General features: G+C 43.2%; 9 protein-coding genes. 3 read left to right on the forward strand and 6 right to left on the reverse strand.

Annotated features, from left to right (window positions below; all coding sequences use genetic code 11):
• Positions 1-113: 113 nt before the first annotated feature.
• Together ftcD and hutI are read right to left on the reverse strand one after the other, a co-directional pair.
• Positions 114-1,811, reverse strand: a complete 1,698-nt coding sequence (ftcD, locus tag BUC07_RS04090) for a glutamate formimidoyltransferase (RefSeq protein ID WP_073165930.1) — start codon at positions 1,809-1,811, stop codon at positions 114-116.
• Between the two features lie 105 nt (positions 1,812-1,916).
• Entirely contained in the window at positions 1,917-3,170 is a 1,254-nt protein-coding gene (gene hutI, locus BUC07_RS04095) for an imidazolonepropionase (RefSeq protein WP_073165933.1), read from the reverse strand.
• A 154-nt stretch (positions 3,171-3,324) separates the two neighbouring features.
• On the opposite strand from hutI, the gene BUC07_RS04100 reads away from it, so the two are divergent.
• Positions 3,325-4,920, forward strand: coding sequence for a YfcC family protein (locus BUC07_RS04100; protein ID WP_217652643.1), 1,596 nt, complete (start codon positions 3,325-3,327; stop codon positions 4,918-4,920).
• A 59-nt stretch (positions 4,921-4,979) separates the two neighbouring features.
• Here the strand turns inward: BUC07_RS04100 and BUC07_RS04105 are convergent, their stop codons facing one another.
• Positions 4,980-5,150: a 4Fe-4S binding protein gene (locus BUC07_RS04105; protein WP_073166075.1), complete on the reverse strand. Its 171-nt coding sequence runs from the start codon at positions 5,148-5,150 to the stop codon at positions 4,980-4,982.
• Positions 5,151-5,258: 108 nt separating this feature from the next.
• On the opposite strand from BUC07_RS04105, the gene zupT reads away from it, so the two are divergent.
• Positions 5,259-6,149: a zinc transporter ZupT gene (gene zupT, locus BUC07_RS04110; protein ID WP_262509486.1), complete on the forward strand. Its 891-nt coding sequence runs from the start codon at positions 5,259-5,261 to the stop codon at positions 6,147-6,149.
• On the opposite strand, the gene nth is transcribed toward zupT, so the two are convergent.
• Complete coding sequence (gene nth, locus BUC07_RS04115) at positions 6,135-6,788, reverse strand: endonuclease III (RefSeq protein ID WP_073166078.1); 654 nt, start codon at positions 6,786-6,788, stop codon at positions 6,135-6,137. The two genes, zupT and nth, sit on opposite strands and share 15 nt — an antisense overlap.
• Before the next feature lie 211 nt (positions 6,789-6,999).
• Between nth and BUC07_RS04120 the strand changes: the two genes are divergently transcribed.
• Positions 7,000-8,898, forward strand: coding sequence for an ABC-F family ATP-binding cassette domain-containing protein (locus BUC07_RS04120; RefSeq protein WP_073165939.1), 1,899 nt, complete (start codon positions 7,000-7,002; stop codon positions 8,896-8,898).
• 71 nt (positions 8,899-8,969) lie between these two features.
• On the opposite strand, the gene BUC07_RS04125 is transcribed toward BUC07_RS04120, so the two are convergent.
• Both BUC07_RS04125 and BUC07_RS04130 read right to left on the reverse strand, forming a co-directional pair.
• Positions 8,970-10,175: a sodium ion-translocating decarboxylase subunit beta gene (locus tag BUC07_RS04125; protein WP_073165942.1), complete on the reverse strand. Its 1,206-nt coding sequence runs from the start codon at positions 10,173-10,175 to the stop codon at positions 8,970-8,972.
• 3 nt (positions 10,176-10,178) lie between these two features.
• Entirely contained in the window at positions 10,179-12,065 is a 1,887-nt protein-coding gene (locus BUC07_RS04130; RefSeq protein ID WP_073165945.1) for a biotin/lipoyl-containing protein, read from the reverse strand.
• Between the last annotated feature and the right edge of the window lie 11 nt (positions 12,066-12,076).

The following is a 12,076-nucleotide window of genomic DNA, read 5'->3' on the forward strand; positions in this document are numbered from 1 at the left end:
TTAGTTGATTTAAGTAGAAGTAACTTTAAAAATAGAAAATTAACCGGAAAAGCGTTAATAATGATGAATAACAAATCCTCACACATTCATTTTTTTTAAGAGCTGCGGTGCTATTATTCAGTAATTTTTTCTTCAACAGTTCGCAAAATTTCTTTCTCCATTTTTCTTGCATTTTCCAGCAATTCGTCCGCCTTTTTCATTGTTCTTGTCAGCCAGGTTTTATCCTCGTAACCGGCAGCATTAATTTTAACATTAAGCAGTGCTCCTTCAACCGCAGTGCGTGCGCAAAGCGCTCCCACGCCGGCATCCGACACTGAATTAGGATTACCGGTTTCGGCCATCGCCTGCATAGCTTCCATCGAATCATGCGCCAGTTGCATCACTTTCAACGGCACTTCAATGGCGTTTTTGGTGGCTTGCTGAATGGCTTTTTGCCGTTCCGCTTTTTCTTTTTCGCTCGATTTGGGCATGCCAAATGCTGCCATAATTTTATTGAAAACGGCTGTATCTTCATCCACACATTTCAGCAATGCATCATGGTATTCCTTGCCTTTCTCAGCCCAATTCGAAAATTCTTCCCAGCGATGATCCCAACCACGCTTGTGCGCCGAGAGGTTGGCTACCATTGTTCCCAGTGCTGCGCCCAGTGCTCCCACATACGCCGAAATAGAACCACCGCCCGGTGCGGGAGATTCGGATGCCGTGTTGTACATGAAATCAGCCAACGTTTTATCCACCAGCTTTTCAGCCGAATCATCAGCAATCATGTATTCAATGATTTTCTTTTTCGGATCAAATGGTTTCAGCTCGTCGAGACCCAGCGATTTGATGGCGATTTTGATGATTTCATCGTCCGAGATTCCGGTGGAACGCTGCTGCTTGCGCAGGAAATATTTTCCGGCATCGAGCATGGCCTGCAACGGAACCAAACCTACCAGTTCTGAGCCGGTAACGCGAATACCCCGCTCACGCGCTTTTTCAGAAATTTCATCAAAAGCCACATGAATGGGCGTTACAGTTATATCGGTCAGGTTGATGGAGATTTGTGCAATCCCGTATTCCTCGATGTACCAGCCAATGGCACGCGTTTTTTTCAATGTTCCCGGAATACGCACAGGCTCGCCGTTTTCATCTTTAATTATTTTCCCGGTAAGTTTGTTCCCTTCTCGTTTAACACGTCCGGCTTCGCGCACATCAAATGCAATGGAATTGGCTCGCCGGGTGGAAGTGGTGTTCAGATTCACATTGTAGGCCACCAGGAAATTTCGTGCTCCTATTGCCGTTGCTCCGGATTTTGCCACCTTGGCAGACCATTCTCCCGGGCCAAAATCAGGCTTCCATTTTTCTGACGAAATGCGATCTTTCAATGCTTCGTACTCTCCCGTGCGGCAACTGGCCAGGCTTTTACGTTTATCGTTAAATGCTGCAAATTCATAACAGTAAACCGGAATATCAAGCTCCTTCCCTACTCTTTCGGCCAGTTTGCGGGCATATTCCACCGCTTCTTCCATGCTCACATTGGCAACCGGAACCAGCGGACAAACATCGGTAGCGCCAAAACGGGGATGTTCGCCTTTGTGAACCGACATATCAATTATTTCCGAGGCTTTTTTTATGCCCCTGAAAGCAGCCTCAGCAACATCATTCGGATGGCCAACAAAAGTCACTACTGTACGGTTGGTCGCTTTCCCCGGATCCACATCAAGCAATTTTACGCCTTCCACAGTTTCAATGGCATCGGTGATTTCTTTTATTTTAGCCAAATCACGTCCTTCAGAAAAATTGGGAACGCACTCAATTATTTTATCCATAAGTTTCTATTTTTTAGCCACAATATTTTACAACTATTTTCACAAAGAAAAATCATGAAAATAATTGCATTCATTCAAAAATAGAATGATAATTTTCATCAGGAATCAGAAATTCTGGATTTCGCCGTTTAAAATGACGGTTTCGATTAAATCGGCTGCGAACCGGTAAGGTAAATATTCTATTCCCGGCATGTCGGATGTCACGAATAAGTTGGCCGTTTTGCCGCGTGCAATTGTGCCTAACCGGTCGCTGATTCCCATTGCATAGGCAGAGTTGAGTGTAGTGGCATTTATAACTTCTTCGGGAAGCATATTGTATTTTATGCACCCCAGCGAGGATATAAAATTCATATTTCCACTTGGCGACGAGCCGGGATTATAATCAGAAGCCATTGCAACAGGCAACCCTGCCTCAATCATTTCGCGGACCGGTGAAAGTTTCATATTCAGAAAAAAAGCGGCTCCCGGTAAAACAGTTGGCATGGTTTCGGTTCCTTTCAGGGCCTTAAATTCTGCCTCTCCCATGTGTTCAAGATGATCGACAGAAAGGGCATTGTATTTTACCCCGGCCTGAACTCCACCGGTGAGGCCCAGTTCATTGGCATGAATTTTTGGGCGAAGTCCGTGTTTGATTCCGGCCATTAAAATGCGCTCCGTGTCTTCCACGGAAAAAAAGCCCTGGTCGCAAAATACATCGATAAAGTCGGCCAGTTCTTCAGCCGCCACCTGCGGAATCATTTCGTTAATAACCAAATCTACATATTTTGAAGGGTTGTTTTTATATTCAGCAGGAATGGCATGAGCCCCCAAAAATGTGGAACGTACGCAAACAGGAGCTGTTTCTTTTATCCATTTGATGACCTTCAGCATTTTGATTTCGCTTTCGGTGGTTAATCCATAACCACTTTTAATTTCCACAGCGCCGGTACCACTTTTCATGATTTCCAGAATCCTGTTCATGGCATCGTTGTATAGTTCTTCTTCTGTTTTTTCCTGCATCAGTTTTGCCGAATTCAGGATTCCCCCGCCACGCCGGGCAATTTCTTCATACGATAATCCTTTTATGCGGTCAACAAACTCTTTTTCGCGTGAACCCGGAAATACAATATGCGTGTGTGAATCGCAGTAACTGGGATACACCATGCGGTTTGAGCAGTCGATTTCAACCAGCAGATCGTCGTCGCAATAGGCATCTTTTAAATTCTCCATCGGGCCAAATTCCTGAATCAGTTCATCGCTGATTATCAGAAAAGCATTTTTGATGGTATTTACTTTCGCCATTTCTTTTCCGGCCCTGAACGCCACTGGTTCGTCCTCAACCTGAACCAGTTCTTTTATATTCTCGAGTAGTAACTTCATTTTTTCTATTTTATCTGATAAGGTACAAAATTGATTTCAAAAATCATAAAGTATGTTAGATCCAATAAAAAGATCTTTTCGATTTTAACTGCTGCCAAAAATCATGGGAAACACGCCAAATTTATTATTTTCGGGATTCTAAAAATAAAAAGACATGCTGAAAAAGGTACCGCACACCTATGTAATTATTTTTTCGCTTATTGTTTTTTGCGCTGTTTTAACCTGGTTTATCCCCGGAGGTGAATTTGAACGGGAGCAAACAGTTGTGAATGGAGTGGAACGGGAAGTAATAAAACCGGGATCGTTTCAGTACATTGAAAGCGATCGCCAAACCTGGCAGTCTTTTTCAGCGTTTTTTGACGGGTTTGTGAATACGGCCAACATTATCGCTTTCATTATTATGATTGGCGGGGCCTTTTGGATTTTAAACGAAAGCAAAGCCATTGATATTGGCATTTATTCTTTTTTGAAATTTGCCAAAAAATGGGAGCGCAACAAATTGCTGCGTAAGCTGGGAGTAAACAACATCATTTTGACAGGCATTATGCTTATTTTCAGCTTGTTTGGCGCTGTTTTTGGCATGAGTGAAGAAACCATTGCATTTACCATTATTTTTGTTCCGCTGGCCATTTCAATGGGCTACGATTCCATTGTGGGTGTGTCACTCTGTTTTGTTGCTGCCGCGCTTGGTTTTGCAGGTGCTTTTTTAAATCCTTTTACCGTTGGAATTGCGCAGGGATTATCTGATATTCCGCTGTTCTCAGGAATTGAATACCGCATTTTCATGTGGATTGTAATTAACATTGTAGGATTCACATTTATTTTACGATACGCCTCGCGCATTCATAAAAATCCCAAAAAATCGTTGGTTTACAAAGAAGATGAATACTGGCGCCACAGAAATGAAAATTCGGAAACTAGCTTTAAATTTAAAGTTCCACGCGGGGCATGGATTGCATTTGCATCGCTTTCAGTTTTTTTGATACTTTTTTCGGTGTTTTTTCCCATAAGCATTCTAAAAATCGGAAACAGCGAAATTTCATTTCCGGCCGTGCCTGTAGCCACAGCTCTTTTTATTGTATCGGGCATTTTGACGTTACGCAAAACTGTTCACTACTTTATATTGAGCCTGCTCACATTTACCATAATTTTTCTGATAATTGGCGTAATGGGCTACGGATGGTATGTAATGGAAATCGCCACACTTTTCCTGGCCCTGGGTATTTTTTCAGGAATTGCAGCAGGAAAAACGCCAAACAAAATTACCAATCTGTTTATTGAAGGCGCACAGGATATTTTGCCGGCGGCGCTGGTAGTTGGGCTGGCTGGCGGCATTGTTGTAATTCTTGAAGACGGAAAAATTATTGATACCATTTTATATTCCGTTTCGCAATCGATGCAGGATTTGGGTAAAGTGGGTTCAGTGAGCATCATGTATGTTATTCAATCGTTTCTGAATATTTTTATTCCATCGGGATCGGGAAAGGCGGCACTTACCATGCCCATGATGTCGCAGTTTTCTGATTTAATTGGCATTTCGCGACAGGCCACTGTGGTGGCTTTTCAGTTTGGCGACGGGTTTACCAACATGATAACCCCCACCTCGGGTGTACTGATCGGAGTGCTTGGAATTGCCCGTATTCCCTACGAGAAATGGTTTAAATGGGTAGCGCCGTTTGTGGTGATTTTAACTGTGCTCGGATTTCTTTTGTTGCTGCCAACAGTTTTAATGGATTTGAACGGATTTTAAGCATGAAAAAAGCCTGACACATTTTGAGCCAGGCTTGTCATTTTTTATTTCGTCCGGTACTATTCGTCAATCGAAATACATTCTACCGGGCAAACTTCAGCGCATGAGCCGCAGTCAGTACAAAGTTCAGGATCAATTACATAAATATCACCTTCAGAGATTGCATCTACCGGGCATTCATCAATACAGGTCCCACATGCAATGCATTCATCAGAAATTTTATATGCCATAGCAATGAATTTTAAAATTTTAAAAATGGTTATAAGAAAGCGCAAAAGTACAAAGTTTAACAAAATATCAAAGGACACATATCATTAATTTCTTTGCTTGCGAAAATTTTGCTCCATGACGCGTTTCACCATCTTTTTGTTAATTTTGGGAACAAAACCGAATTATATATGGACACAAGCAACATTTTGTACGCACTGCTGTTAACGGCATTTGCCGGTCTCTCAACCGGAATTGGAAGCGCCATTGCGTTTTTGGCCCGAAGCACCAATACAAAACTATTGACAGTATCACTTGGTTTCTCAGCAGGCGTTATGATTTATATTTCGTTTGTCGAAATTTTTGCTGAAGCAAAAGAAAGCTTCATTGGCAATTTTGGTGATTTTTACGGAACCCTTTATACCATCAGTGGTTTTTTTGGAGGAATGCTGCTTATTGCACTAATTGATAAATTTATTCCAACGATAGAAAACCCTCACGAAATGCACTCGATTGAAGAGATGCAGGGAAAAAATCCTAAGGACAGTGCACGCTACAAAAAACTTTACCGGATGGGAATTTTAACTGCACTGGCTGTTGCAATCCATAACTTCCCGGAAGGCATTGCCACATTTATGACAGCACTGAATGATCCAACCGTGGGTATTGCCATTGCTATTGCCATAGCTATTCACAATATTCCTGAAGGGATAGCTGTTTCGGTGCCCATATATTATGCTACCGGCAACCGTAAAAAAGCATTTTTGTATTCGTTTCTTTCAGGGTTGGCTGAACCTGTGGGTGCTGTATTAGCTTATCTTTTGCTCTTTCCTTTTTTAACTACCGGGAATTCTCAAATAGTATTTGCTTCCACAATGGCAGCAGTGGCTGGTATTATGGTTTTTATCTCGCTTGATGAACTGCTTCCTTCAGCTGAAGAATATGGCGAGCACCACTGGGGGATTTACGGGTTAATAGGCGGAATGGTAGTGATGGCAGTCAGCCTGCTACTTCTCAATTGACTTTACATTTTTGATAAAGTAGTTACACACCTCCTGTAATCCGCACTTTTCGCATTTCGGGCTTCGGGCTGTGCACACATACCGACCGTGCAAAATAAGCCAGTGGTGGGCCTGCGGCACCAAATCCAGAGGGATGTATTTCATCAGTTGCATTTCGGTGGCCAGCGGAGTTTTTGCATTTTGGCTCAACCCAATGCGTGCAGCTACCCTGAAAACATGCGTGTCAACTGCCAAAGTCGGTTTCTGATACACAACAGAGGCAATTACATTTGCTGTTTTTCGTCCAACTCCCGGCAATTTTTGCAAATCGTTAACATCATCGGGCACTTTTCCGTCAAAAAGCTCGAGCAGTTTGCGTGACATGCCCACCAGGTGCTTGGCTTTATTGTTAGGGTACGAACAGCTTTTTATGTATTCGAACACCTCAGCCGGTTCGGACTGTGCCATTTCTTTGGGGCCCGGATAACGTTTCAGCAGTTCAGGAGTTATCAGGTTCACCCGTTTGTCTGTGCATTGAGCCGAAAGTATGACAGCAACAATAAGATGAAACGGGTTTTTATATTCAAGCTCGGTTTCTGCTACCGGCATTGTTTCCTGAAAATAACGGATAACAAATTCAAACAATTCCTTTTTTCGCATAAAATTTATTTTTTTCAAAAATAGTCGAAAAATTATTCAAAAAAAGTGTAACAAAATCACAAATGTTGAGTCATACGAACAGAAGTTACTAATAACCCATTTCTCCCCCTCTATAGAAATGGTTTTAAATTAGTTAATTAAACAGACGTGAAAAGCCGGTTAACGCCGGCTTTTTTAGTTTGTATTTTCTATTTTTGCCAAAAATTTATTGATGAAACCATATCTGCAAGCAGAAAATCTTTCGAAGCGTTGGGGCGAGCTCATGCTTTTCGAAAATATATCGTTTACCCTGTTCGAGGGGCAGAAAGTTGCTTTAATTGCCCGCAACGGCACCGGTAAATCCACATTGCTCGATTTGCTGGCCGGCAAAGATTCGCCCGATTCAGGAACTATTACCATTTCAAATAATATTGAAATGGGCTATTTCGAACAAATTCCACGGTTAGACCCGGAACATACAGTTCATCAGGAAATCTTCAAAGCCGACAATGAAAAAATGAAAACCGTGAAGGAATTCGAACTGGCAATGGAACAAAATAACCAGGAAAGAATCACCGAATTATCGGCTAAAATGGATGAGCTTGGTGCCTGGGACATTGAAGTTGAAATTAAACAGGTACTCACCCAGCTTAAAATAAACCACCTGGATCAACCGGTTAAACAACTTTCAGGGGGACAGCAAAAACGGCTTGGCCTGGCAAAAGTACTCATCAATAAACCCGATCTCCTGATTTTGGATGAACCAACCAACCATCTCGATTTGGAGATGATTGAATGGCTGGAAACCTATCTTGGGAAATCCAAATCAACACTGCTCATGGTTACGCACGACCGGTATTTTCTGGACCGTGTTTGCAACGAAATTATAGAAATGGACGATAACCAAATTTATAATTACCAGGGAAATTACTCTTTGTTTCTGCAAAAACGTAACGAGCGGATTGAAATGCAACAGGCATCGGTTGCCAAAGCACAAAACCTGCTACGCACCGAGCTCGACTGGATGCGGCGCATGCCCAAAGCACGTGGGACCAAAGCAAAATACAGGGTCGATTCATTTTATAATTTAAAAGAAAAAGCCTCAAAAAAAATTGGCGAAGAAAGTATTGATTTGAATGTAAAATCGGCACGACTGGGAAAAAAAATTGTGGAGACCGAACATCTTTCCAAATCATTTCCGGGAGTGAAGCTAATCGAAGATTTTACCTACAAATTTTCGCGTTTCGAGAAAGTGGGCATTGTGGGGAAAAACGGTACCGGGAAAACCACATTTTTAAACCTGATAACCGGAAAAATAAAGCCTGACAGCGGGAAAATTGAAATTGGTCAAACCATTAAATTTGGCCATTACCGTCAGAAAGGAATTACGTTCGATCCCAAAGAAAGGGTAATTGACGCTGTAAATAAGATTGCGGAAGTCATTCATTTTGAGGACGGTTCGCAAATGACGAGTGCGCAGCTGCTGACCCGTTTTCTTTTCCCTCCCGAAATGCAGTATAATTTCATAGAGAAATTGAGTGGCGGCGAACAGCGACGGCTCTATTTATGCACTGTGCTGATGCAAAATCCAAATTTCCTGATTCTGGATGAGCCCACCAACGATCTCGATATTATGACACTGAATGTGCTGGAAGAGTATATCAGGCTGTTCGAAGGTTGCGTGGTTGTGGTTTCGCACGACCGCTTTTTCATGGACAAAATTGTGGATCACCTTTTCATTTTTGAAGGCAACGGAAAAATCACCGATTTCCCCGGAGATTATACTACCTACCGTAAATCGGTGGAAGCGCAACAAAAAGAAGAAAGCTTAAAAACTGCTTCCGAAAAAAAAGCTGAAAAAAATGAGCAAAAGCATACTTTGAAAAAAGGTCCCAAAAAGAAACTCACATTTAAAGAAAAGCAGGAAATGGAGGCGCTCGAAAAAGAGATTGCAACCCTTGAAGAGAAAAAAAATGAGCTGGAAACATTGCTGAATTCAGGCGATTTGTCGCATGATAAGTTGTTTGAAAAATCAAAACAACTGGGGCAAATAAAATCAGCCATCGACGAAAAAGAATTCCGCTGGCTCGAGTTAAGCGAACTGGACAGTCAGTTGAAAAACAATAAATAAACATTAGCAATTAAACTAAAAAGCCGGACTAATCAAGCCCGGCTTTTTTGTAAAATATGTCTTTCATCTTTTTAAACCAGCGAAATAAGCACACCCGCAGCAACTGCCGACCCAATAACACCAGAGATGTTACTTGCCATGCAGTATTGCAAAATGTGATTCCCCGAATTGTATTTCAGTGCCAGTTCGTTAGCTACACGCGAGGCCATGGGCACCGCACTCAGTCCGGTGGCTCCAATCAGCGGGTTAATCTTTTTGGTTACAAAAAGGTTATACCCCTTCACAGCCAGAATTCCCCCGGTAATTGAAAAAGCAAAAGCGATAAAACCTCCAACAATAATCCCCAGTGTTTTGGGTGTCAGGAATACTTCCGCCGTCATGGTTGCTCCTACTGTAAGGCCAAGGAAAATTGTTGCGGTATTCATTATTGGCCCCGAAGCAGCATCGGCCAGGCGGCTGGTGGCAGTTCCTACCTCTTTCACAAGGTTGCCGAACAGCAACATTCCCAACAACGGCACAGACGAAGGCACAAAAATGGCCACAATGGTTCCCAGCAAAATTGGGAACATGATTTTAACGGCTTTCAGGTTCTTGATTTTCCGTTTCGACGGATATTTTTTATCCATCTCTTTCATATTGATTTTAAACTCTTTCGGGGTAATCAATAGCTTAGACACCAGCGGTATAATAACCGGTACCAAAGCCATGTACGAATAGGCCGCAATGGCAATTGGTCCCAAAAGATGCGGAGCCAGTTTAATGGTGGTGTAAATGGCTGTAGGGCCATCTGCACCACCAATAATACCAAGTGATGCCGCTTCGTTCAGGTTAAATCCCAGCAGAATTGCACCAATTAGCACACTGAAAATTCCGATTTGGGCAGCTGCCCCAAAAAAGGCCAGTCGCAGATTGCGGAGCATCGGGCCAAAGTCGGTAAGCGCCCCCACCCCCATAAAAATGATGGGTGGCAGAAACCCTGTTTTGATAAGCGAATAGTACAGGAAATTAAGAATCCCAAATTCGTTCGCAATTTCAAACAGGTTTTTGTAGCGCCCTTCCCCCAGTTCTATATTCGATGCATCGACAATACCCATTTCGGCTCCCGGAAAATTGGCTACTAAAACGCCAAACCCAATGGGAATGAGCAATAGCGGCTCATATTTTTTTCTTATGCCGAGGTAGAGCAAAACAAATGCAATGATCCACATCAGGACAGTTTTCCAGGTGATTGCCCCAAAAGCTGTCATTTCAAATAAATTCGAAAAAATCTCCTGCATATGTTATTGCATTTTTATAATTATGTCATCCTCGTCAACCGCGTCGCCATTGTTAAGGCAAATTTCCACAATTTTTCCTGCATCTTCGGCAAGAATGGCATTGTAAGTTTTCATTGATTCGATGTATCCCACAACATCACCTTCTTTTAATTCATCGCCTTCTTTTATGGCTTTTTCAGAAGCATCTTTGGTGAAGAAAAACTTTCCTTCGAGTGGAGCTGCAACTTCTTTTACCGGCCCCCCGGATGCAGCTTTTACCTGTGTTTCCTTTGCGGGCGAAACACTTTCTTCTTTTTGCCCGGCACCATTCGACTCAGCACACGAAACATTCACAACAAATTTTTCACCGTTAACCTCCACATTAAGTTTTTTAGGTTCGCAATCTGTTGATTTTGCTGCGGGAGCTGCCGGGGCTTCAGCTTTTTCTTCCTCTGCTTTCTTCTCCGCAAGATCGGCTTCAAAGGCTGCTTTGGCCTGGCCCGATTTGTATGCCCTGTACTGTTCAGGATGCATAGCCAGCTCAAACAACTCTTCATCATCTTCACCAAAATCCCAGTTATTCTCTTTCATCTCATTGCGGAACTCATCCAGTTTATCCGGGTACAAATCCTGCGGATTGCCGGTATAAAACTCCCTGCCCTGCTCTTTTGTCAGCTCAACAATTTCAGGAGCCAGTTCGCCGGGCAGTTTGCCTGATTTGCCGAGAATCATGTCCCAGATATTGTCGGCTATCATCGACCAGCGTTCTCTGCCTTTTTCAAGCTGAATAACATTCATTAACGCCAGATTTTTCACATACTGGCTGAATGGGGTCACAAGCGGCGGATAACCAAGCATTGGCCAGATATGCGCCACTTCGTCGAATAATTTAACGAGCAACTCATCCTGGGTAAGTTCCGGTTTTCCGCGTTTCGACATCCACTTGTTCAGACTTGCAAGATTGTTTTCCAGGTCCGCCATAAGGCTGCCCATCATTCCGCCCGGCAATCCGGGACCAATAAGCAATGAATTCATCAGCCGGTTGCGCGGGTTGATGTAATAGCCCAGAAAATCGTCGATGAAACTCTGGGTTAACGCGCGAACGTGCATGTAGGCTTTCATATCGATATCCGGAACTTTAAAGCCGGCATCTTTGAGCATGGCCTGCACAGCCAGTAAATCAGCATGGCCGGTCCCCCACGAGAGCGGTTCCATGGCCACATCTACATAATCGGCACCGGCGCGTGCAACCTCCAGAATTGAGGCCATCTGGAAACCAGGCCCGGCATGTCCGTGGTACTGAACCGGTGTTTTGGGATGGCGATCTTTAATATTCTTCACAATTTTCCCGAGAAATGCCGGACGGCCAATACCGGCCATATCTTTTACGCAAATTTCATCGGTTCCCATCTCAATGAGTTTGTCGGCCAGTTTGGTGTAATATTCAACTGTATGAACTTCCGAAAATGTTAAACTCATGGAAGCCTGCGAAATCATACCGCCCTCTTTGGCATATTTTATCGAACCTTCGAGGTTACGCGGGTCATTTAATCCACAGAATGAACGTGCTATATCAGTTCCCTGTTTCTTTTTTACTTTATACATTAACTTACGCACATCGGCCGGCACGGGGCTCATGCGAATTCCGTTGAGCGCACGCTCGAGCATGTGGGTTTCAATGCCGGCATCGTTAAAGGGTTGCGTCCACTGGCGATTGGCCACGTTTGGATTTTCGCCAAAAAGCAGGTTAATTTGCTCAAATCCTCCGCCGTTGGTTTCCACACGGGCAAAACATCCCATATCTACAATTGCAGGGGCTACTTTCAGCAATTGGTCAACTGTTGGAACATATTTACCCGACGATTGCCACATGTCGCGGTACAATAAACTAAATTTAATTTCTTTTGCCATGGTATTTTTTT

The organism is Tangfeifania diversioriginum, assembly GCF_900141875.1.
Classification (GTDB): Bacteria; Bacteroidota; Bacteroidia; order Bacteroidales; family Prolixibacteraceae; genus Tangfeifania; species Tangfeifania diversioriginum.